Origin of the sequence: Bacillus sp. FSL R5-0820, assembly GCF_038593385.1 — a bacterium.
GTDB lineage: Bacteria > Bacillota > Bacilli > Bacillales > Bacillaceae > Bacillus > Bacillus altitudinis.
Window position 1 is genome coordinate 3,455,826 of record NZ_CP151991.1, and the last position, 23,642, is coordinate 3,479,467.

Sequence of the window (23,642 nt, forward strand, 5' to 3'; positions counted from 1 at the left end):
GCATGAAACATGTATCGGGAAGTCTTCCTCTCTTATCTGTCAAAGCTGTAACAGCTTTGCAGGAATTAGCACCAATTTCTTAAATAGAAACGGTTGCTGGGCGTCATAGGGCCAGTCCCTCTGCCTCTCTTGATAAGAGATCCGTTATGAAATTTGTTTTAGTTGAAATGTCTTCTTTACTTTAATGTGATGTCTCATCAATGTCAATGACTTTTTTGAAAATTTCTAAAATGATCATTTGCACCGAATGCCTTGTTTAACTGCCGATGATTTTCTTAGCAGGTGATGATGCCTTAAGACGGAAATCATATTTTTTCTCATTCACAAATTGGGGATTGAGGTGTGCTGATCCTTTATCTTGACCGCTTTTCGAGCGATACGTTTTGTAGCCTTCCAGCCATTTCCCGCGCCATACCCACTGTGAGGCTTTTGCACCTTTGCGGTCATCGTAGACATTCTTTTGGAATGTATTCTTCTTGTTCACTTCGTAAAGATTCACGACTAAGTAATGCGAAGCACTGGCTGTCATGATATTATTCGTGATTCGATTGTTCACCGATTGATATTGCATGAGCAATTGACCGCCTTCTAAGCCGGCTGTGTCATTTTTGTACAAAATGTTATGGGAGATGGTCGTGTTTGTGGTTCCGCCCCGCTTCTTGTCATAGCCGCCGATGGAGATGCCTGTATAACGATTTAAATATACTTGATTGTGCTCAATGCGAATGCGTTCGGCCATCTTCCCTTTATGTTCACTTGTGACCTCAATCCCAAGGTCATTATGATGGCTGATGTTATGATCAATCACGATGTCTTTCCCGCCATCCACATAGATTCCTCCTGCGGAGATGTCCTTGCCGTACGCTGGATTCCCAACACTCGTAATCTCATAAACTTTGTTTCTAGATACGACACCATTTCGCACTTGATCATACTTTTTAGAAGGTGCGACATTCTCAAAACCAATTAAATCAATCCCGATATTGTCCGTATGCCGGACTGTATTATGTGTCACGCGGAATTTTTTAACGTTTCCGTTTAGCACAAGGGCTTCACTAAAACCCAGCTTTAACTTTTCCACAGTGTTTCCTTTGATTTCGATGTCTTCAATGGCTGCAGGTGCTTTCGTTCCATAGACCGCAATGCCATGAGCATTCCCATTTTGATGTGTCGTCTGAATGTCGTACACACGGTTGTTAAGCAGTTTGACGCCTTTGCCGCTTCCTGTGATGAATATACCGATGGGTGTCACATCTTCTTTATTCGTTTTAATATGACCGACTGTCAAACCTTTCAGGGTGATATAGCTTTTTTGATCAAGCTTCACGAGACCTCCGTCTGCTTGATTTCCTTTAAGAGATGCTCCGCTAATGACAGGCTTCTCTTTTCCATACGCTTGAAAAACAACTGGTGCTTTCTTTGTTCCAGAATGGCGGACAATCAATCTCTCTTTGTATGTACCGCCTCTCATATAAACTGTTGTCCCAGCTTTCGCGATACTTGCCGCTTTTTTCAGCGTACGGAAAGGCTTTTGCTTTGTCCCTGGATATTTGTCGTTCCCATTTGCTGCGACGTAATAGGCAGTACCTTGCTTCGCACCAGCCTCCTCCGTCATCGCTTGACAGCCAAAACTAATGGCGGTCATCAATAAAATCAATAAGGCGCCTGATATCATTCGTTTCATCTCGTTGTTTGCTCCCTTCCACTCTCTTCTACCTTTATCGGTTAAAAAAAAGAGGATTAAAATATGGCAATGCCCCTTGCAATGTACTAGTCAAAAGGTGTATGGTTGAAAGAATATCTTACAGGAAAACAAATCGCTTTTAAATTGTCAGATTAATCAGTTAATAATGAAATTGGATTTTATTTCTAAGGGAAAACTTCAGTAAAACCACGACAGAGAGGAGGAAAGCGCTTTAACAGATTTTTCTTGTCTGAATTCCAGAAAACCTATTGCTAATATTTTGTGAAGGTATAGAATAGAATCATAATTATTTCATATTATTAGAATTTTCAAATAATCAAACAGCAAGGAGATTTACGATGCCAAAACAACCCATCCGCGTTGAACTTAGTTCAACAAAAAAACCAAAACCTCAATCTGATCAACTTGAATTCGGAAAAATCTTCACAGACCACATGTTTGTGATGGATTATTCAATTGATAAAGGCTGGTATGATCCGAGAATTATTCCTTATCAGGCGATTCCAATGGACCCAGCTTCTATGGTTTATCATTATGGCCAATCTGTTTTTGAAGGCTTGAAGGCGTATGTGTCTGAGAATCAAAAGATTCTCTTATTCCGTCCCGAAAAAAATATGGAACGCTTAAACAGATCAAATGACCGCCTATGTATCCCGCAAATTGATACAGAAACGGTTTTAGAAGGCTTAAATGAACTCATTCGCATTGATAAGGATTGGGTACCTGATGCAGAGGGCACTTCTTTGTATATTCGTCCATTCATTATTTCTACTGAGCCCTATTTAGGTGTTGCACCGTCAAGCACCTATAAGCTGATCATCATTTTATCTCCAGTAGGTTCTTATTATAAAGAAGGCATTCATCCGGTCAAAATTGCGGTGGAAAACGAATTTGTCCGCGCTGTTAAAGGCGGAACAGGAAATGCCAAAACAGCTGGAAACTATGCATCAAGCCTGAAAGCACAGCAAGTTGCTGAAACGAAAGGATTTTCACAAGTTCTGTGGCTTGATGGCATCGAGAAAAAGTATATTGAAGAAGTCGGTAGTATGAATATCTTCTTTAAAATCAACGGAGAAATCGTGACGCCTGAACTGAACGGCAGCATTTTAGAAGGGATCACACGGAATTCTGTGCTTGAGCTGTTAAAGCATTGGGAAATCCCTGTGACAGAACGTAAAATTTCAATTGATGAGTTAATTGAAGCACATCAGTCAGGTGAACTTGAAGAAATCTTCGGAACAGGAACGGCAGCCGTCATTTCTCCTGTCGGTGAATTAATTTATCACGATCAGCCATACGTCATTCAAAATGGTCAAACAGGCGAAGTATCGAAGAAATTGTACGAAGCGATTACCGGAATCCAAAAAGGAACTCAGCCAGACATCTTCGGCTGGACAGTAGAAGTCGATTCGGTTGTCAAGCAGGCATAAGCAAGCGAAAGAACCTTTCATTTGATGAAGGGTTCTTTTTTTGTTTCTTTATCTCCTCCACTACCTCATAATGGAAAATATGGATCTATTCCACACTTAAGGAGTGATGGTATGTTTTTTACTTATTTACTAGCGTTTTTTGGGATTTGCATCGGATCAATCATCATCGCTACAGGTTTCGATGATTCATCGTTCTTCACCCGTTTTCTATTTAAGTTTCTCGGAATTTCTATCTTTGTTCTTTCCATTACTTTTGTAAAGGTGAGGCGAAAGAGGTTACGCAACAAAAAGGCGAAAAAGACTTAGATGTCAGTCAGCCTCTTATCAAATCGTGCACCAAAACAAGACCGATATCCCCACAATGGCCCCTGCATATATCCACTGTTTCCCTTTGATACTCCGCTTTCTCTCGATCAGTAAAAAGATCTCTGGTAAAAAGACGATGATGATTTCTAGGATAAAAACAAGATGATAAACTGGCGGCATCGGCTGGAAATCAAAGTCTCTTTCATCTCCACCGATGGTTGCGAAATACATTAACAGATTGGTTACTGGAATGGTAAAACAAACGAGCAAGCGGAGAACATACATCCACACATCCTGTCTATGCCGAATCAGACCAATAAATGAAGCGATGATTCCATACAAAAACAAAACCACTGTGCCGTAACTAAGTAGAGGTTGAACGATAAAGCCGTAAAGCATTAAACCAATTGCCACCATATTCTAACCGTCCTTTCTTTGAAGCAGTACATGTTGTTTTTTCTATCATACACTGCTTTCTCCGGTTTCCATATGAAAAAATCATAAAAAACGACCCCATAAAGGGGCCATTTTATTTTAAGCATTCACTGATTTGAAGAACTGCGGTAAATATTCACGGTGCGCTTCAAGCATTTCATCTAAGATTTGCTTTGCAATTTCATCAGATGGAACGAGTGGATTGATGGTCATGGCGACAAGAGCCGTCTCGTAATCTCCTGTCACAGCTGCTTCAGCTGCCACACGCTCGAAGGACTTGATTTGTTGAACGAGTCCTCTCACAGCCACAGGCAGATCACCTGTCGCGATTGGTTTTGGTCCGTCCTTTGTAATGATACAGTTCACTTCAACCGCTGATTCGGCCGGAATGCTGGCAATCGCTCCTCTGTTCACTGTGTTTACCGGTTGAATGTCATGTTTATCATTGTAGATGGAACTGATCAAATTACATGCTGCATCGCTGTAATAAGCCCCGCCTCTTTTTTCGAGTTGCGGCGGTTTAATCGATAAATCTGGGTCTTTATATAACTCAAACAATTCATGCTCGACTTGCTGCACAACCTCTGCTCTTGTTCCTTTTTCTTGAGCCGCTTTTTGTTCTTCCTCCAGCATATCTTTCGTTTTATAGTAATAACGATGATACGGACATGGAATGACCCCTAAGCCTTTGACGAAAGAAGGCTCCCAGTTTTTCGCTTCAATATTCCTCATGGACCACTGGCTATTTGGATTTCCTAATTCATCGAGCACTTGATCCATAATGCTGACCCCGTCTAAATACACATCTAAGCCATAGACCATGTGATTGAGGCCTGCAAATTGTACTTCAATGCGTTCGACATCGACATCCAGCGCTTTTGCAATGCCCATTTTGATTCCAATCGGCACATTGCATAGACCGACCACTTTTTTCAGATTCGTGTAGCGTAACACCGCCTCTGTGACCATGCCTGCTGGATTTGTAAAGTTCACCAGCCAGGCATCTGGGCAAAGCTCTTCCATATCCTTCACGATGTCTAGAATGACTGGAATGGTGCGTAGACCTTTAAATAACCCGCCTGGACCATTCGTTTCCTGTCCAATGACGCCATATTTAAGCGGGATTCTCTCATCCTTAGCTCTGGCTTCGAGCAGTCCTACACGAAATTGTGTCGTGACAAAGTCCGCATCTTTCAGAGCTGCCCGGCGGTCAAGGGTGAGGTGCACTTCAATCGGCAAACCTGCTTTTTCGACCATACGTTTTGCAAGGGCACCCACGATGTTCAACTTTTCCTGACCTGCTTCAATATCCACAAGCCATAATTCCTTTACAGGCAATTCTTGATATCGTTTGATAAACCCTTCGACCAGCTCAGGCGTATAGCTTGATCCACCGCCTATTGTGACAATTTTGATTCCGTCTTTCATGAATTGACACCTCCGAATTGCTTCATTTTTTCATGGAGCTCAATGATTTCAGCTGCAAGCTCCTTGACGGTCATTGCGTTCATCAGATGATCCTGTGCATGAATCATCAAGAGACTGACGTCGGTTTTCTCTCCTCTGATTTCTCCTTGGATCAGCTCTGTCTGTGCGTGATGCGCCTCATTTAACGCGTCTTGTGCTTCCTGCAATTTTTGCTTCGCCTCATCAAAATTGCCTTGCTTTGCACATGTAATGGCCTCCATGGCCGAGCTTCTGCCATTACCACCGTGCAAGATGAGTTGAAACACAATTTGTTCCATTTCCATCGGCCGCATCCCCCTTGTTCCCTCTATTACATGCTGACGACATTTTCATCTGTTGATGCTTTTGCTTCAAGCTCATTTTCTTCTTTCAATTTCTGCTTATCCCACATTCTAAAGAATGGATAGTATAGCGCAAATGACAAGGCAAGGTTAATCAGCTGCATGACCGCGCCAGAGATTTTCCCGCCTGTTGCGAGATAGCCTGAAATGATTGGCGGCATTGTCCACGGGACAGCGATCCCTGCCGGTTTTGCTACAAGTCCTGTGCTCATTCCGATATATGTGGTGATGATCATCATAATTGGCGTAAGGATAAACGGAATGAGAAGCATTGGGTTCATCACAATCGGCATTCCAAAAATGATCGGTTCGTTGATGTTAAAGATGGCTGGCCCAATCGCAAGACGGCCAAGCTGTTTCATTTGTTTACTTCTCGCACGCAAGATCATGGTCAGTACCAAAGCAAGCGTCGCGCCGCTTCCGCCGACATTGATAAAGATTTCAAAGAACTGCGCTGTGAAAATATTCGGCAGCACTTCTCCTGCTTGGAAGGCAAGACGGTTTTCATCCATCGCACCGAGCCAAATCGGACCCATGACTCCGCCGACAATGGTGGCTCCGTGAATACCACATGCCCAGAGGAGCATTTGCACACCGATGGCAACGATACTTCCGCCTAAGCTTCCACCAAGAATGGATAGTGGTGTGCCGATTAAGACCGTGATGATATTATGAATACTCTCAAAAGGTGTCATCTCAATCAGAAGCCTAGCGACCCAGATCAGCGTGATGACCACAAAACCTGGAATAAGTGCGATAAACGATTTACTAACTGCTGGCGGTACACCATCAGGCATTTTGATGACAATATTCCGCTGTACAATAAAGCGGTAAATTTCGGTGGAAAGCATGGCAATAATCATGGCAACGAATAGCCCTTTACTGCCCATCAGTGTGACGGGAATACCGCCATTCACTAGGATAGCTTCTGTTGATCCTTCAGGTGTGAACGGGACTTGATAAGGTGTGGCTAGAAGGAAAGCTGCGACAGCAATTGCTCCAGATGACAGTGCATCGACTGCATACTTTTCAGCTAACCTGTACGCGATCCCAAAGGTCGCAACAAGTGCCATAATGTCAAAGGTGGCATTCACAGGATAGGATAGTTTCGTGGCCCATTCGGCTCCGAAGACACTTGCCATAAAATCGCTATATCCTGGAATCGGAAGGTTGGCTAAAATGAGAAACAGTGAACCGACGATAATGAGAGGCATGGTTAAAACAATTCCGTCACGCAATGCTTGTAAATGTCTTTGAGCGGCAATCTTCCCTGCAAACGGCATAACCTTCTCTTCTAGAAATCGGTTGAATCCATTCATCCCTTCCGCCCCCTTTATCCGTTCACTAACTGTTCAGCAGATTTTAAAACCTCAGCACCATTACATACGCCATAATGCACGGTATTAATCACGTCTACTGGAATTCCTTTGTCTTCTCCTAGTTTTTTCATTTGCGGTAATAAATAACGAACTTGAGGTCCTAATAAAAGCACATCGGCTTGATCAATATGATTTTTTGCAGCATCTCCAGATACTGCCCAAATACGATAGTCTTTTCCTTGTTCTTGTGCACTTTTCTCCATTTTTGTGACAAGTAAGCTTGTTGACATACCTGCTGCACAAACTAATAAAATGTTCATTGTAAACGCCCCCTTTTTGAAGTATGAAGCTTTTCTTTACACATTCATCATATTATGAAACCGCTTTCATAAACACCCATACTTTTTCCTTTAGGAAGCGGAAAAAGTTAATATCACACCATTAGTTCTTGTACGAAGGCGCTTTTTTATACATGACATCCAGCATGTCTTCAAAGGTGTCACAGGTGATGAGGTGCTGAATAAATTTCACATGATGGACAAGCTCTCCAAGCAGACGGTACATGCCTTTTAAGTCTTTGGCGTTCTCTTTTTCGACACAAAGCAAGCACACAAATTGAACTTTTTTCTCTCCCCAAATAATCGGTTTTTCTAATGTACAGATCGCCCAAAACGTCTCTTCTGTCAGCGGGGTCATCGGATGCGGAATCGCTGTATAATGCCCAAATGAAGTCGGTGCAGACTCTTCTCTTTCCATCACAGATTGTGTAAGTTCTACTGGCGCTAAGCCCATGTCAATGACCTTTTGCGTGAGAAAGTGTATGACCTCTTCTTTTGTTTGAAAGGCGCGTTTTGTAAAGACCAATTCCTTTTTCATATATTGCGTGGCTAATGTCACTCTTGTTTCACTTGTCAAAGCTTCTTCTATTTTTAAAAAATCACTGCCTCCTAAAATCGTGTTCACTTGAATGACAGGAATCGGTAAATCCATATGAATGGGAATGGTCGTAATAATTAAATCCAATGCATGTAAAGAGACATGCGGAAGGGAATAAAGCTCTGCTGTTCCTAAAATGGTCAGCTTTGACCCAAATTGTGACCGCAAACGATCTTGAAGTAGCCTTGCACTCCCTGCACCAGACGCACAGACAATCAGGCATCGCTTCGGTGGTATCTCCATTTTCCTGCGCTCTAAGGCCGCACCAAAATGAAGTGCCATATAGCCGATCTCATTTTCATGAATGGACAAACCTGTCTCTTCTTCAATGACCCTGCTCGCCACAATCCCTGCTTCAAAGGCAATTGGATAGCCCGCTTTGATCTCATCTAGCATTGGATTTCTTAAATTCATTCCATACTTACACCGATTGATCGCTGGCTTTAAGTGCAAACTGAGGCCAATCAGCAATTCCGCATCTCCCGCTAAATCCAGCTGCAATTTTTGATCAATGGCTTTCAGCATCAGTTGAACAAGACGGCTCGTGTCATCATCCACAATTTGTTTTTGACCGCCCGTTGAAAAAGACTGTACCATTTTGGCTGTTCCTAGCAAATGGATGGCGATATAAACGATTTCCTCTTGTGGAAATGAGACATCCAGCAGCCCTTCAAGACGCTCAACCATTTTTTTGGCTACCTTGTATTCTTTTGCCCTTGGGATTTCGTTGATTTCTTCAGGCAGCACAGATACATAGTTTCCGTGTCTAATCCGTTTACAGGCAATAGCAATATGAACAATTAAATTATTCATGCAAATGTCTGATAGATTCATTTTTTCCTCGTTGATATAATCAATCATGGTTCTCTGAATCAATTCCAGCTCATGTTTTGGCAAAATCGTAACCGCCGTGTCCAGCATTGTTTGATAGGAACGCCGTTCATTGAATAAATATTCTGACATGCAATAACGGATTTTCATCTCAGATCCTTTAATCCGGCAGCCTTTATTCGGCTTTGCTTCCAGCTTCAGATCAAAGGGTTCGAGCTTACGTTTGACCCATTTCATGTCATTACTCATCGTCGATTTACTAATAAACAGCTGCTCCTGTAAGTCTTCCAGCTTCACATATGATTCCGCTAGAAGCAGCTTTTTCAAAATAAATCGAACTCGTTCTTCTGGAAGAACAGCAAGCGGTTCTTCCTGTTCGACTTCTTCCTTCATAAAACGGCGAAAGGCATTCTCATCGTTGATCAACAGCTCATAGCCAGCGCCTCTAACAGCTGATACAGCTGCTTGATAAGGGGCTAGACGCTCATTCAGTTCCTTGATGTCTGTTCGGATGGTGCGGCTTGTCACTTGTAAACTGACAGAAAGCGCTGCGCTCGTGAGAGGAGTCTCAGCTGCCATCAGCTGACTTAAAATGTGCGCCAGTCTTTTACTCAGCATTAGATCGGCCTCCTTCATTTAGGGTGGAGAATCTGCCTTGTTTGGACAGGTTGTATACGCTTACAGTTCTCTTCATTACTCATATTCTACTGAAAAGAAATAAAAATTGCCAACTCATTTATATGACAAACGCCCCTATTTATACAACCAACCATATCTAATGACCTATGAATCTTCTTCTAAGATGCTGTTGTGGAAATCATGAAAAAAAGGCGTTACACCTCCGTGTATCCGCCTTTTTCTTATGAGGAAATCAGTTGTGTAAAGACAACCAATCTTTTTTCATGTGTACCGGCTGCATGATCAAAAGTTCCCGTACATGTGATGAAATTGAGATTCCGTGTAAAGGCGTACCCGAAAAAAGCATTTGGTTTCTCTTCGCGCGGATAGCTTTTCACCTTGAGAACCTCAAAGGTTCGCTTTTCCCCTGACGAGGATGTCACAATGACTTTGTCTCCCTTTTTTAGCTCCTTTAGTCGATAAAAAACAGCTGGGCCCCACTTATTATCAACATGTCCATTTATGACAGCATTCCCTTTATCACCAGGCTTCGGACCATCTTCAAACCAAGCCGTGTGATCTGTATTTTGCGGAACACCCATACTGCCATCCTTTGATAAAGTCGTTTTCTCCACTTTTGCTTGGACATCAATCGCTGGAATGGAGATGTCAGCGGGGACAATACCCGATGGCTCATCTTTTAACGTGTCGTGTGAATGAGATTGATTCTTGGCTTGTTTTGCTGTCATTGGCTCAGGAGATGATGCAGTTTCAGAGGATGACTTTTCATCTATTGATTGGGATGCGCAGCCCGTGATGATGAGAAGCGTAAGAATACCAAACAGCCATCTTTTCACGCAAGTCGACCTCCTTTTGAAGAAAGGAACGGCACGATTGTGCACGTTCCCTCTTGTCTTGATATTGTTTAATTTGATGGTTTACGGCGAATGAGGAAGAACGCGCCCACTGCACCTCCGGCTAAGATGAGACTTGCCATCATCCCAGCAAATGCTTCATATGACATACCTAATGGACCGGCTGTGCCTCCCATACCTGTTTTCGGCATCTCATTTGGCATGTTGGATTTGAATAATTCAGGATGCTGATCGACAATAGCTGATGCGACATCTTGACCAACCATGAACATATGGCCGTATGCTTCTCTGACAGTCGGGTACAGCTGATCATATTCGCCATTGTGATAAGACGTGTACGTTTTGATGAGCTCATCAATATGGGTTTTCAACCCGGCTTCTAAGTCAGCCGCCTTCAAGCGGCCATCTGTCGCTTGATCTAAAAATTTTGCTTGTTTCATACGGTAAGCATCTAAATCTTTGACGGCCTTTTCTTTTGCTTGCTCGTCTCCTGATGCATCCGCTTTAACATAATCAACTAAATATCCGATATGACTTGACCAGATCGTTTTAAATTGTTTTCCTGCATCTTTTCCATAAACAGAAGCGATCGCATCTGATAGATCATTCGTGTTTTCATTTAACGCTGCTGCCGCTTGGTCAAAGTCCTTGCTGCCATCATTCCCTTTTTGCATAGCCACTACCGCGAGTGCCAAATGCTCTGAGAACAAGTAGTTTAAATCCTCACGAAGATCTGCGGCTGGAGTATCCACTGATTTTTGATCAAATTTCCCAGGAAATTGATCTGTAATCGCCCATGATACGCCTTTACCTACTTCAAACATATGATGAATGGATTTTCTGACCGTTTCATAGGTTGTATCAAAATCCTTTTCTGTGTAACTGTCAAAAGCTTTTAGCAGTTCATTGACGTGCATTTTTAAACCTTCTTCAAGTTCACTTGCTTTCAATCTTCCATCCGTTGCTTTATCAAGCATATCAGCTTGTTTCATGCGGTATTGATCAAGCTCTTTGACCGCTTTCTTTTTACCTGCTTCATCTTTTTTCGCTGTTGCTTGTACATAATCAACGAAGTAACCGATATGGCTTGACCAAATCTCTTTGAATTGTTTCCCTGCTTTTTTTCCATACACAGAGGCGATCGCATCTGATAGATCATTCGTGTTTTCATTTAACGCTGCTGCTGCTTGATCAAAATCTTTACTGCCATCAATTCCTTTTTGCATCGTGATCACTGCTAAATAAGCATGCTCTGAGAACAGCTGATCAAGCGCTGCGCGAAGATCCGTTGCTTTATTTGACACCTCTTGTGATGATGACGACTTTTTTGCATCCCCATGCATATGTCCTTCGTGTGCACTTGCCATTTGAGCAGTTGGTAATAATAATGCTGCACTAAGCGGGATCGTTAAAAATGCTTTTTTCATTTTCATCTGTTTTGCCTCCTCTTTCCGTTTGTTATGTACTTAACGGAGAGAGAAGTGAAATGGATCATTCCCACAGCATATTTTTTTGTTTCATTCATTTCATAAAAAAAAGCCGGATTACCCGGCTGATACGTTACGACTTTTGGATGCTTTTCGTTCTTTGTATATTTTCCTCACCACTGGATAAATCACTGGTGCCCATTTGACAATTTGTTTCAGCCACTTTTTCATTTTCTCCCGCGCCTCCTTATTGTCATTCTTACAAGACGATTCCCGATCTTGTTATGAAATAAACAGGTGCGGGAGAGCAGGAGTTAAATGACGCCTTGTGCGATCATGGCATCTGCCACTTTGCGAAATCCTGCAATATTTGCGCCTACCATTAAGTTTCCAGAGTGTCCGTATTCTTCAGCTGTCTCGGTACACTGACTATAAATCGACTGCATCATTTGTTTCAACTGACCATCTACTTCTTCAAAAGTCCAAGACATTCTCGCACTGTTTTGCGCCATTTCTAACGCCGAAACACCCACTCCCCCAGCATTTGCTGCTTTTGCTGGTGCAAACAAAATATCATGTTGTTCAAATACTTTGACGGCCTCAAGCGTGGACGGCATATTGGCCCCTTCTCCTACAGCGATGACACCGTTTGCCACTAGTTGCTGTGCTTGCGACTCTGAAATTTCATTTTGGGTCGCACATGGCAGCGCAATATCACAAGGGAGAGACCAAATTTGTTCGCAATCTTCAATCAATTCAGCATGCGGGTGAATGTCTATGTAGGCACTAATTCTCTGGTTATCGACTTCCTTCAGCTGCTTCACTGTCTCAAGTGAAATGCCTTGAGGGTCGTAAATGGCTCCGCTTGAATCACTACAAGCCACAACCTTTCCGCCTAATTCCAATACTTTTTCCATCGCATAAATCGATACATTTCCTGACCCAGACACAACAACAGATCGTCCTTCAAATTGCATTCCGTGGGCTTTTAACATTTCTTCCATAAAGTACACCAGTCCATAGCCGGTCGCTTCTTTTCTTGCTAAACTGCCTCCGAAGCCAGGACTTTTTCCTGTCAGGACACCTGCTTCATACGCACCACGCATTTTTTTGTACTGGCCGAACATATAGCCGATTTCGCGTGCGCCTACCCCAATATCTCCTGCCGGTACATCTTGATCAGGTCCAATATAACGACTGAGTTCACTCATAAAGCTTTGAACAAAACGCATGATTTCTCCATCAGATTTCCCTTTAGGGTCAAAATCTGATCCACCTTTTCCTCCGCCGATCGGCAAACCTGTCAGTGCGTTTTTAAAGATTTGTTCAAATCCTAAAAACTTGATGATGCTTGCATTGACCGATGGGTGAAACCGAATGCCCCCCTTATAAGGACCGATGGCACTATTAAATTGAACCCTGAATCCTCTGTTCACCTGTACTTTGCCTTCATCGTCTACCCACGGTACACGAAACATCACAAGCCGCTCAGGCTCAATTAAGCGTTCTAAGATCCCCTGTTTTTCATACTCTGGGTGTTTTGCAAAAACCGGGACGAGGGATTCCAGAATTTCTTTTACGGCTTGTTGGAATTCCGCCTCGCCTGGATTCCGTTTTTCTACATCCCCTAGCACACGGTGGATGTAGCTTTGTGCTGTTTGTGCTGCTCGATCTAAGGTCAACATGTCTCATCTGCCTCCTTGTCAATATCTCACTCTTTGGTTGTTAGATTTTCTAACGCATATTGAAATTAATTTAACACCATTTGTAAAAACTGATCAATATTGATAACAGATGAAAACGATGCCGAAATGAGATAGATCAAGCAGAATCACCTTCCGTCATGAAAATGACCCGCTCAAAGAATGACTATCGTGCTAGAAATGACGAACTGGACGTTCAACATCCCGCTTTCTTTGACACATTCATGAAACTTTCACTTTTTCTAGATGATGATCATTCAAAAAAAAGGTCAAAAGTTTTACAATGTCTTTCAATCTTTTCTGAGCTTTTCTCCTCTTTTCCGATCAGGTAAGACAACACACAGCCAATATAAAATAGAAGAAGATGGGAAGTTGATTAACCCAATGATGCCCCAGAACCATTTATAACGCCCTCTTTTCTTGGCATCCATAAATAAGAGAAATCCCTGTGCAAACAGTAACGGTAATGCGCACAATAAGATGATCATTTCCGTCTGACTCATAAGGAAGACCCTCCTTTAATCTGTTGATATTCCTTGATGCCGACAACCACACAGAGTGGCACGCTCACCACTTGGAGAAGAATGAAGATGATGGGCAAATGAGTAATGGCAGCTGCAAAAAGTGTCATGATGGTCAGACTGACGATGATGTACGCCAGCACTTCTTGTTTAAAACGTTTTTTCTCTTTTTCCTTTGCCTGCTTTAGCATCAACATCAAAGCTTGTTCACTCGGCTTTTCTACTTCAATTTGTTCATCGAGCTCCTGCAGCTCCTCTTTTAAACGATCGGCGAAACGATCTTCTTTCATCAGTCCCACTCCTTTCGAATTTTCTTGATCCCATGATGAACCCTCGATTTCACCGTACCTTCTCTCACCCCGAGCATCGAAGCGATTTCAGGGTAAGTAAAGCCATAATAGTAATGGAGAAGGATCGATGCTCTCTCCTGTGCCTTTAACTCATTTAGAGCATCCCACATGTCATGCCAAGTATGGCCTTTTTGCTGAACATCCCATTTGAACCGGCGGATGGCTTCTTGATTCGCCTTTCCTTCTCTCGTTTGTTCACGTTTTCTTTTCTTTTGATGATCTAAAAATTGTCTAGATGCAATGGACATGAGCCATGTTGAAAATAATGAATCTCCTCTAAAAGAAGAAAGTTTCATGTACGCTTTGAGCATCGTTTCTTGCATGATCTCCTCTGTCAGCTCTTGTTGAAGGGTCAATTTCATCAAATAACGGTAAAGAAACGAATAATGATGCCGATAAAGGGCGGTAAATGCGGCATCATCCCCCTGTTTTGCCCGCTTGATCCATAAAGTCTCCTCGGTCTGCTCCAAACACGTCCCTCCTTCCTTTCTATCTCTTATTGATTAGACGACACCGGTGATCGCATCGTTTAAAATAGACCTTCTTTTTTTAATTGGAGCCTTGTCTACCTCTTGTTTAGCGCACGGATCTATTTGATATCCAATTTTTTCTTATGTAATGATTATGACATGTCTTTGTCTCTAACAAAATGACGCTTTCGTAATCATCTTGATTTTCCTTAAAAAGAAGAACGTCCTTTTCATAATCACTAGGTTACCCCAGTACCTATCGTCAATGATCCTTGTCTCATGTAGATAAATTGAAATAATCATTGCCTTAGTTTCCTTGAAAATCGTGGAATACTTCGTTCCAATTCTTAGCCGATGATACCTTTTTGCGTGCTATGCTCTTCCTACATTCCGAAAGAGGCGATGCTGGCGAAGGAAGGAGGAGCGGTTGAATCGCAGCTTATTTTGGAAACGTTTACATTAAAACAAAATAGAGAATGGAGATGTTCATGTTGAAGAAAAAAGTTCCAATGTTAGCTGGTGTGTTAGCGGTTGGTCTCGTGACTTCATTATTTGCGCCAAATGGGGAGGCAAAAGCAGCAACGAAATATCCAGAAAGCCCTTCGATTATGGCCAATTTTAATCAGCAAGGATTCTCCACATTAAATGGCGGTACAACAGGCGGTGAAGGCGGTAAAACGGTGACGGTGAAAACCGGAAATGAACTATTAGCTGCCCTCAAAAGCAAAGGAACAAATGAAAAATTGAAAATCGTGGTAGACGGAACGATTACTCCTTCTAATACTTCAGCCAATAAAATTGATGTGAAAGATACAAACAATGTCTCCATCGTCGGTAAAGGGACAAACGGCGAATTTAATGGGATTGGTATTAAAGTATGGCGCGCCAATAACGTCATCATCCGCAACCTCAAAATCCATCACAGCAAAATCGGTGATAAAGATGCCATCGGAATCGAAGGTGCCTCTAAAAACGTATGGGTCGACCATAATGAACTCTACAACACTTTAAACTCTGATAAAGATGACTATGATGGGTTATTCGATGTGAAAAATGACTCTGATTACATTACGTTCTCATGGAACTATGTCCATGACAGCTGGAAAACGATGCTGATGGGCAGCTCCGATAACGATAACTACAACAGAAAAATCACGTTCCACAACAACCGTTTTGAAAACTTGAACTCTCGTGTACCGTCTATGCGCTTCGGGGAAGGCCATGTGTATAACAACTATTACAAAAACATCCTAACAACAGCGATTAATTCACGTATGGGCGCGAAAATGAGAATTGAACACAACGTATTTGAAAACACGAAAAATGCCATCGGCAGCTGGGACAGCCGTCAAGTCGGTACTTGGCATGTCATCAACAACTCTTATATTAACAGCACAGGTAGCCTGCCAACGTCTTCAACAGGTACGTACAACCCTCCTTATAACTACTCTTTGCTTAACGTGAACAATGTGAAATCAGAAGTTGTATCAAATGCGGGTGTAGGAAAAGTAAATCCTTAATCTCAAAAAAACGTTCGGGCAGAAATCTTCTGTCCGAACGTTCTTGTCATCCATTTTTTACACGACCGAAAATGGACGGTCCATTTCATACAGCTTTTGATAACGCAGATTTTCTTTCAGCAAATCATGATGCTGCCCCTGCATCTCAATGCGTCCACCTTCAATAAACATCATACGATCGCATGCCTCACAGCCAGTGAGATGATGGGTGATCCAAATGACTGTTTTTCCTTTTAACACACGGAAGATTGTTTCAAGCAATTCACGCTCTGTGCGTGGATCAAGCCCAACGGTTGGTTCATCTAATACAACAATCGGTGTGTTTTGCAGCAAAATCCGAGCTAGAGCCATACGCTGCCTTTCTCCACCAGAGAAACGAACCCCTGTCTCTTGTACACCTGTGTGATAACCTTCTGGCAAAGACTCAATGTAATCGTGCAGCTGCACTTGCCGCGCGGCTTCTTTTACTTGCTCTTCTGTCGCTTCTGGAGAGCCTAAGCGAATGTTGTTTAAAACAGACGTATCGAATAAATAGGGCTGTTGATTGAGTACAGACACATAGGAGGAAATCTCATCTTGAATGCTTTGTACCGGTTTCCCCTGAATGCTGACAACCCCTTGATTTGGCACGACTGCCCCTTCTAACAATTTTAAAATGGTCGATTTGCCTGCACCGCTTTTTCCTAAAAGAGCGAGCGATTCACCTTGCTTCAGTGAAAACGAAAAATGCTTGAGTACATGTTGATCTGCTTCATATCCGAAGGTGACTTGATCAAAACAGACCGCTTCAAAGCCATCAGAGACGGGTGTCTCGTCTGCTGCCTTCCTCTCCACTAATCCTTCATACGACTGCTCTTCATAATGATTTAATCTGCTGACGGCATGCTGATAAACAGGAATATCGCCTGCTGCATCTGACAGCGGAAGAAAGGCTTCTGTTAATGGAAACAGCACAAGCACAAAGGCTGCGATGAGCGTGTGTGGCATAGAACCAGCCTGAACGACTGAGCCGCTCCAATACACAACAAGGACGACTGCTCCTCCAATGACTAGCTGTGCTAAAAATTGGCGCAGACGGATAAACCGATGCTTTGCCGCTTCGAGCGCTAATAGCTTTGCTTCTTTTCGTTCATAGCCTTCAACGAAATCGTTCTGTCTGCCACTAAACAACCAGTCACTCACGCCCATGACGGCATCTGTTAAATGGCTGTACAGTTCATTTCTGCCTTTCTTCATTTGAATTTGTCGTGCCCGGTTCACAAGTACTGTGATGTATGGGAATACAAATACGAGCAGCGCCATATAAAGCAGCATCAATCCGGCAAAAGGCCATGAAAAAAGCCCAAGTGCTCCAATCGAAGCGGCATATAAAAGCAGCGCACCGATGGATGGAAAAATTGTTTTTAAATACGCATCCTGTAATCTCTCCACATCTTCTGATAACAGCCCAAGCATTTCACCTGTTCCAAGCTTAGTCTGTTTGGCACTTCGTTCAGCCATGTCATAAAGACGTACCCGCATTTTTTCAATCATCGTCAAAATGAGCTGATGGCTCGCCAGTCTCTCTGCATAACGAGCAGCTGAGCGTGAAATACCAAAGGTACGTACTGCCACAATTGGGACATAGACCATCAAGATATTCTCAGGTCTTGTGGCAGCTTTTGAAATGAGGAACCCTGACGTATACATGAGCATAGAAGCAGAAAACACCGCAATCGCCCCTAAAAAAAGCACCAAGGCAAACAGCTTTTGATTCTCCTTGATATAAGGTATAAACCAGCCTTTACTGACCATGTGTGACCGCCCCCATTTGTTCCTGTACCAATTGATAGTACACACCTTTTCTTTTCATTAATGATTCATGAGTCCCCATCTCTGCAATCGTCCCATGATCCATCACAATGATTTCATCCATATCCGTCATCCAATGAAGTCTGTGTGTGGCTAAAAACACAAGTTTATTTTCAAACAATGGAAGCATTGTTTTCTTTAATTCATACTCTGTCTCAATATCCAGATGAGCCGTTGGTTCATCTAACAGCATAATGGATCGCTGGCCGAGCACTGTGCGAGCGAGTGCAATCCGCTGCGCTTGTCCGCCGCTCAGTCCTCTGCCCTGTTCGCCAATGACCTCATCCAGTCCATTGGGGAGTTCCGCTACGAGATGAGACAAACCTGCCTCTTCCACCGCTCTTTCGACGTCTTCATCGGTTGCATTCGGTTCATAAAAACGAATATTTTCTCTCAGTGTCATGTGAAATAAATAAGGATGCTGCGGCATATAAACGACTTCTTTTTGCCATGCCGCCAGCTGTAAATGAGCAAGCGGCTTTCCGTTTAGGATGATTTCACCTGCAGACGGTTCAACAAAACCGCCGAGAACATCCGTTAACGTCGATTTCCCCGAACCACTGGCACCGATGATCCCAATCTTTTTCTTTCCTTTCACAGTGAGGTCCACATCCTGAATCGAATAAGGAGCATGCTCATCATGCAACACACTGACATCTTGCAGTGTGAGCTCAGATTGCTCATTCCACTCGTTCAGCTGCACGGATTGTGTCTCCTGATCTCGGAAGCCCTTTTCCTCTAAAATCACTTGAATCGCCTCATTCGCTTCTTTACCGTTTAACGTCGCATGATAATCATTTCCCACTTCACGGACTGGCAAGAAATATTCTGGCGCAAGCATCAGTGCGGTCAAAGCCGGCAATAACAAAAGATCTCCTTCAATTAAGCGCAAGCCGAGAAATACAGCGACAGTCGCAATGGACAGCATAGAAAAGAAATCGAGAGCAAAAGATGAAAGAAAGGCGACTTTCAGTGTGCTCATCGTCGCCTTTCGATAACGCTTTGAGACCTCTGCAATATTGCGAGAATGCTTTTTGCTAATCCCTAAGTAGCGAAGCGTTTCAAGGCCACGGAGAGAATCAGTAAAATGATTGGATAATTTCTCATACGATCTCCATTGTTTGGCCGCTTTACGCTGAGCGACAAGTCCTAGCAAAATCATAAAAACAATTAAAATCGGCAGCGTGACAATCAGAATGACAGCAGATGTTTCATCTAATGTCCAAACATAGACAAGCACCATCACCGGAATAACTGCCATGTTCACCATTTTCGGCAAAAACAGCTGTAAATACTGACGATATTGGGCAATGCCCTCCATCGCCAATGTCACAAGCTTTCCTGTTCCTTTTTTCTTCGTGAAAGCTGGCCCTAAACGGAACAGCTGGTCCAACAGCTGCTTTCTGACGTCTGCTCCAATTCGGGAAGAATAGGTGAACATGACCTTCTCCCGCATCAAGGTGAGACCGTGCCGCACCAGAAAGGCAGCAAGAAACAGCAAGACATAAGGCGTTGCCTGCATGAGGCTCTTCCCGTCAAACAGCGTTGTTATGGCATGTGCCAGCCACTGTGCTTGAAAAATAATACTTGCTCCTTGGATGATTGACACAATACCTAAGAGGGCAAGAAGCCCCCTCATTCCTTTTAGTTGAAGCAAACGTTTATCCATTAGTAGGTCATTGGCTCCTTACCGCTTACACGTTTACGGAAGACATAGTAGCTCCAGATTTGATACCCAAGCACAAAAGGCAGCAAAGAAATGGCAACAATCGTCATGACCGTCAGTGAATAAGATCCTGATGCAGCGTTTTGAATGGTGAGGTCGAATGCATGGTTGATCGAACTAATCATGACACGCGGGAATAATGCTGTGAAAAGCATGGTCACCGTCACCATAATACCTGCACCTGTGAATAAAAATGTCCATCCATCACGCTCTTTTCTCATAAAGAATAGAGCCGCTACATAACAAACCACAATGAGTACAGTTAAAGGGATCGTAATGATCGGACGCACGGTATAAATGTCTGTTTCAAGAATAGACACACCAACAAATACAACAAGAACCGGCAGTGCAATCAATAAAACACGCTGACCGAGCTTTCTTGCACGATTTCTTAAATCACCCTCAGTGCGGAGTGTGACGAAAATCAATCCATGCAGAAGGCAAAGAACCGTCACAGCTACCCCGCCGATCACTGAATAAAGATTCACAAAGTCTGTAAATCCAGCGTACATATTCATGCTTTGATCAATGGGCATTCCTCGTAAAATACTTGTGAATAGCACGCCGAGTAAAAATGGCGGAAGCAGGCTGCCAAAGAAGATCACCCAGTCCCACGTTTTGATCCATGAAGCCTTCTCGACCTTCCCTCTAAATTCAAAGGCGACCCCCCGCCCAATGAGCGCTAGCAGGAGAACCGTAAACGGAATATAGTATCCGCTGAACATCGTAGCGTACCAGTGAGGAAAAGCGGCGAAAATAGCTCCGCCTGCTGTAATCAACCAGACCTCATTCGCATCCCAGAAAGGGCCAATCGTATTGATTAAAATGCGGCGCTCATGTGCATCTTTTCCAAGCAGCTGCATGGACATCCCGACACCAAAATCAAATCCTTCTAAGAAGAAAAATCCAACAAACAGTACTGCGACAAGAATAAACCAAATCTCGTTAAGATATGCCATGATATGCGCCTCCATCAAATGGATCTGTAGACAGGTCCGTTTCATCCTTTTGATCTGTATTCTCTTCAGAATGTGCACCTTTTTTAATTTCTCGAATGAATAAGTAGGCAAGCACGATGGCAAGAATCAGATAAATGGTCGTAAAGCTAATGACTGAGAATAGCAACATGCCGTACGATACGTTTGGTGAAATGGATTGTGCGGTTGTCATCATACCAAAGACTGTCCACGGCTGACGCCCAATTTCCGTCATGATCCAACCAGCTGAGTTTGCAATAAACGGGAACGCAATCATCCATACCATGAAGCGTAAATACCATTTGTTTGATTCTAGTTTTTTTCTAAAGCTCAAATACAAACCAATCATACTAGCAAAAATCATCAACATGCCGGCACCCACCATGATTCTAAAGCTCCAGAAGGTTGTTTTGACTGGAGGAATGTAATCTCCAGGACCAAACTTTGCTTCATATTCTTTTTGAAGGGTCAGCATGCCTGGCACATCTCCACTAAACTTCGAATAAGCCAAGTAACTTAAAGCAAACGGAATATTGATCTCCGCAGAGTTTTCTTTTTTATCTGTGTCAATGTTGGCAAATAGTGTCCAAGCCGCTGGATCTCCACTATCCTTCCAAAGGGCTTCACTTGCTGCCATCTTCATCGGCTGTGATTCCATTAAGTGCTTTGCTTGATCATGTCCAGAGAACGCCACACCTAAGCCAGAAATGAAAGCAAGCACCATGGCAATCTGGAAAGATTTTTTGAAAAAGGTCACTTCTTGTTTTTTGATCATTTTATAGGCACTGACACCCGCGATAAAGAAAGCACCGGTTGCCAATGCACCAAACAGAACGTGCGGGAACTCAACCCAAAGTTGCGGATTTGTCACGAGCGCCCCAAAGTCATTCATTTCTGCACGGCCATTTCTAATCACAAATCCAACTGGCTCCTGCATAAATGAGTTGGCGAGTAAAATCCAAAACGCCGAAAAGATCGTACCAAGAGAAACGAGCCAAATACATAACAAATGAATTTTTTTCGGCAGACGATCCCAGCCGAATATCCAAAGTCCAATAAATGTAGATTCAAGGAAAAAGGCCAATAACGCTTCAATGGCAAGCGGTGCACCAAAGACATCACCGACAAACCTTGAATAATCAGACCAGTTCATCCCAAACTGGAATTCTTGCAGAATCCCTGTCACCACACCTACTGCAAAGTTAATTAAGAAAAGGTGACCCCAAAATTTTGCCATCTTTTTATAAATCTCTTTTTTCTTGACGACATAAAGGGTTTGCATCAATGCAACGATAAATACCAAACCTATAGACATAGGAACAAAAATAAAATGAAATAATGTCGTTGAGGCAAATTGAAATCTTGCTAAAAACAGCTCACTCACAGCCTTACATCCTCCCTTACTTTCGCATGCCGAATGATTCGAGATATTTATGCTCACCATTTCACAAAAAGTTCACTATTTGTTCAATGATTCACAAGTGGAAGTCCATTTGATATAGTTCACTCGGTGAAATTTTACTCTTGATTTTCATTCGGTTAGTTATTTATACCTGTACTTTACACCCATGCGCTTCAAAAATAAAGTAAATTTTACCTAAAATTTGGATGGGATTGTGTCAGTTGTTTGAATACTTTGTCAAAAATATGTGACGGAAAGAGACAATCACAAAAAAATAGCGCTGCTTCTTCGCTGCAGCGCTTTTGAATATTTAGGCTTTTTTCTGTAAAGCAGGTCTTGTGACTTGCACTTCATAGTACGTAATTTTGTTTTTTAACAGGCCTTCAGGTTTCGCCTTTCCATGAGCGTGCGCATCACCAAATGCCTGAGATTTTGTCCAATTCACAAAGTCTTCTTTTCGATTCCAGCGGGTGTGAATGGTTACTTCATCGTAATCAGTTGTCTGCTGAGTGACCCATACTTCCATTCCTAAAAAACCTTCCATAAATTCTACTTGCCCCTGCTTGTTAAACCGTTTAACAAGGTGGTCGGCACTGCCTTTTTCTACTCTTACTTGGTTATTTACAATAATCATGTTTGGTTCATCTCCCTTTTGTTGTTGAATGGAGGCAATGGGGATAATGAGTGGATGCGGTCCGTCTAAGTGAACCTCTGCCTGAATCCCAAAAACCTCCTTGAAAAAGTCTTCTGTTAACACTTCTTTTGGTGAGCCAATTTGATGCACCTGACCTCGCTTCATAGCAATGAGACGGTCACAATATTTTGCGGCCTGCTGCAAGTCATGGAGAACCATTAAAATGGTGATGCCATGTGTTTGATTCAGCTGTTTGAGCAGCTCCAGTAATTCAAGCTGATGCGCAATGTCTAAATAAGTGGTTGGCTCATCCAGAATGATAGTCTCTGTCTTCTGAGCCAGTGCCATTGCAATATATGCCTTTTGTCTTTCTCCGCCTGATAATGTATGGAGCATTCTGTTTTCATTGGTGCGGCTATTCGTCACCTCAAGCGCCCACTCAATCGCTTCATGATCTGACGTGGTGCTTTTTTTCCAGATGGAACGATGCGGACTGCGTCCAAGTGCGACCAGCTCACGTACTGTCATCGATGGAATGGCGGTTCTTGTTTGCATGAGAACTGCCACCTCCTTGGCGATCTCCTGTGCCGTCATCTCTTTTTGTGGGATGTCGTGAATGTAAATCATGCCGCTTTCGATTGAGGTCAGTCGTGCGGCCGCTTTGATAAAAGTCGACTTACCTGACCCATTCGGGCCAATGATTCCGGTCACACTCCCTTTAGGAACAGCTGCTGAAATGGAAGACAGCCGAAAGCCGCCTTGACTGAGACTCACGTCATCCATTGCAATGACATCCAT

Annotated in this window: 21 protein-coding genes and 1 riboswitch; of the genes, 2 read left to right on the forward strand and 19 right to left on the reverse strand. The window is 43.0% G+C overall.

Annotated elements, in window-relative coordinates; genetic code table 11:
• Positions 1–29: 29 nt before the first annotated feature.
• Positions 30–139: riboswitch (SAM riboswitch) on the reverse strand.
• 117 nt (positions 140–256) lie between these two features.
• Positions 257–1,684, reverse strand: a complete 1,428-nt coding sequence (locus NST15_RS17895) for a right-handed parallel beta-helix repeat-containing protein (RefSeq protein ID WP_342498709.1) — start codon at positions 1,682–1,684, stop codon at positions 257–259.
• A gap of 359 nt (positions 1,685–2,043) precedes the next feature.
• On the opposite strand from NST15_RS17895, the gene NST15_RS17900 reads away from it, so the two are divergent.
• Positions 2,044–3,135, forward strand: a complete 1,092-nt coding sequence (locus tag NST15_RS17900) for a branched-chain amino acid aminotransferase (RefSeq protein WP_156061543.1) — start codon at positions 2,044–2,046, stop codon at positions 3,133–3,135.
• 324 nt (positions 3,136–3,459) lie between these two features.
• Here the strand turns inward: NST15_RS17900 and NST15_RS17905 are convergent, their stop codons facing one another.
• The 13 genes from NST15_RS17905 to sigY all read right to left on the reverse strand — a co-directional run bounded on the left by NST15_RS17905 (position 3,460) and on the right by sigY (position 14,734).
• Entirely contained in the window at positions 3,460–3,858 is a 399-nt protein-coding gene (locus NST15_RS17905; RefSeq protein WP_025208200.1) for a hypothetical protein, read from the reverse strand.
• A gap of 117 nt (positions 3,859–3,975) precedes the next feature.
• Positions 3,976–5,304 (reverse strand): 6-phospho-beta-glucosidase, encoded by a 1,329-nt coding sequence (locus NST15_RS17910; RefSeq protein WP_007497885.1) that lies wholly within the window; start codon positions 5,302–5,304, stop codon positions 3,976–3,978.
• Positions 5,301–5,627 (reverse strand): PTS lactose/cellobiose transporter subunit IIA, encoded by a 327-nt coding sequence (locus tag NST15_RS17915; protein WP_008345561.1) that lies wholly within the window; start codon positions 5,625–5,627, stop codon positions 5,301–5,303. Before NST15_RS17915 ends, NST15_RS17910 begins: the two co-directional genes overlap by 4 nt.
• Positions 5,628–5,653: 26 nt before the next feature.
• Positions 5,654–7,003 carry a PTS cellobiose transporter subunit IIC gene (celB, locus tag NST15_RS17920; RefSeq protein WP_007497888.1) on the reverse strand — a complete coding sequence of 450 codons (1,350 nt, stop codon included), beginning with the start codon at positions 7,001–7,003 and terminating at the stop codon, positions 5,654–5,656.
• A gap of 14 nt (positions 7,004–7,017) precedes the next feature.
• Positions 7,018–7,323, reverse strand: coding sequence for a PTS sugar transporter subunit IIB (locus NST15_RS17925; protein ID WP_007497889.1), 306 nt, complete (start codon positions 7,321–7,323; stop codon positions 7,018–7,020).
• A gap of 121 nt (positions 7,324–7,444) precedes the next feature.
• Positions 7,445–9,388: a BglG family transcription antiterminator gene (locus tag NST15_RS17930; RefSeq protein ID WP_342498710.1), complete on the reverse strand. Its 1,944-nt coding sequence runs from the start codon at positions 9,386–9,388 to the stop codon at positions 7,445–7,447.
• A gap of 242 nt (positions 9,389–9,630) precedes the next feature.
• On the reverse strand, positions 9,631–10,245 hold the full coding sequence (locus NST15_RS17935; protein ID WP_039963049.1) for a class F sortase: 615 nt from the start codon (positions 10,243–10,245) through the stop codon (positions 9,631–9,633).
• 68 nt (positions 10,246–10,313) lie between these two features.
• Positions 10,314–11,696, reverse strand: coding sequence for a hypothetical protein (locus tag NST15_RS17940; protein WP_048002463.1), 1,383 nt, complete (start codon positions 11,694–11,696; stop codon positions 10,314–10,316).
• Positions 11,697–11,807: 111 nt separating this feature from the next.
• Positions 11,808–11,921, reverse strand: coding sequence for a hypothetical protein (locus NST15_RS17945; protein ID WP_008345567.1), 114 nt, complete (start codon positions 11,919–11,921; stop codon positions 11,808–11,810).
• Positions 11,922–12,004: 83 nt separating this feature from the next.
• Complete coding sequence (gdhA, locus tag NST15_RS17950) at positions 12,005–13,375, reverse strand: NADP-specific glutamate dehydrogenase (RefSeq protein ID WP_342498711.1); 1,371 nt, start codon at positions 13,373–13,375, stop codon at positions 12,005–12,007.
• 308 nt (positions 13,376–13,683) lie between these two features.
• Complete coding sequence (locus NST15_RS17955) at positions 13,684–13,896, reverse strand: hypothetical protein (protein WP_008345569.1); 213 nt, start codon at positions 13,894–13,896, stop codon at positions 13,684–13,686.
• Entirely contained in the window at positions 13,893–14,204 is a 312-nt protein-coding gene (locus tag NST15_RS17960) for a YxlC family protein (protein WP_008345570.1), read from the reverse strand. The genes NST15_RS17955 and NST15_RS17960 overlap by 4 nt, the downstream gene beginning before the upstream one ends.
• On the reverse strand, positions 14,204–14,734 hold the full coding sequence (gene sigY / locus NST15_RS17965; protein WP_342498712.1) for an RNA polymerase sigma factor SigY: 531 nt from the start codon (positions 14,732–14,734) through the stop codon (positions 14,204–14,206). The genes NST15_RS17960 and sigY overlap by 1 nt, the downstream gene beginning before the upstream one ends.
• Before the next feature lie 488 nt (positions 14,735–15,222).
• On the opposite strand from sigY, the gene NST15_RS17970 reads away from it, so the two are divergent.
• Positions 15,223–16,254, forward strand: coding sequence for a pectate lyase (locus NST15_RS17970; RefSeq protein ID WP_017358687.1), 1,032 nt, complete (start codon positions 15,223–15,225; stop codon positions 16,252–16,254).
• A 57-nt stretch (positions 16,255–16,311) separates the two neighbouring features.
• Here NST15_RS17970 and cydC read toward each other — a convergent pair whose 3' ends face one another.
• The 5 genes from cydC to isdG all read right to left on the reverse strand — a co-directional run bounded on the left by cydC (position 16,312) and on the right by isdG (position 23,642).
• Positions 16,312–18,048 carry a thiol reductant ABC exporter subunit CydC gene (gene cydC, locus NST15_RS17975; protein WP_342498713.1) on the reverse strand — a complete coding sequence of 579 codons (1,737 nt, stop codon included), beginning with the start codon at positions 18,046–18,048 and terminating at the stop codon, positions 16,312–16,314.
• Positions 18,038–19,774, reverse strand: coding sequence for a thiol reductant ABC exporter subunit CydD (cydD, locus tag NST15_RS17980; RefSeq protein ID WP_342498714.1), 1,737 nt, complete (start codon positions 19,772–19,774; stop codon positions 18,038–18,040). Before cydD ends, cydC begins: the two co-directional genes overlap by 11 nt.
• Entirely contained in the window at positions 19,774–20,790 is a 1,017-nt protein-coding gene (gene cydB / locus NST15_RS17985) for a cytochrome d ubiquinol oxidase subunit II (protein ID WP_017368319.1), read from the reverse strand. Before cydB ends, cydD begins: the two co-directional genes overlap by 1 nt.
• Entirely contained in the window at positions 20,777–22,192 is a 1,416-nt protein-coding gene (locus tag NST15_RS17990; protein WP_035389919.1) for a cytochrome ubiquinol oxidase subunit I, read from the reverse strand. Before NST15_RS17990 ends, cydB begins: the two co-directional genes overlap by 14 nt.
• Positions 22,193–22,520: 328 nt before the next feature.
• Positions 22,521–23,642 (reverse strand): heme oxygenase, encoded by a 1,122-nt coding sequence (gene isdG / locus NST15_RS17995; RefSeq protein ID WP_035389921.1) that lies wholly within the window; start codon positions 23,640–23,642, stop codon positions 22,521–22,523.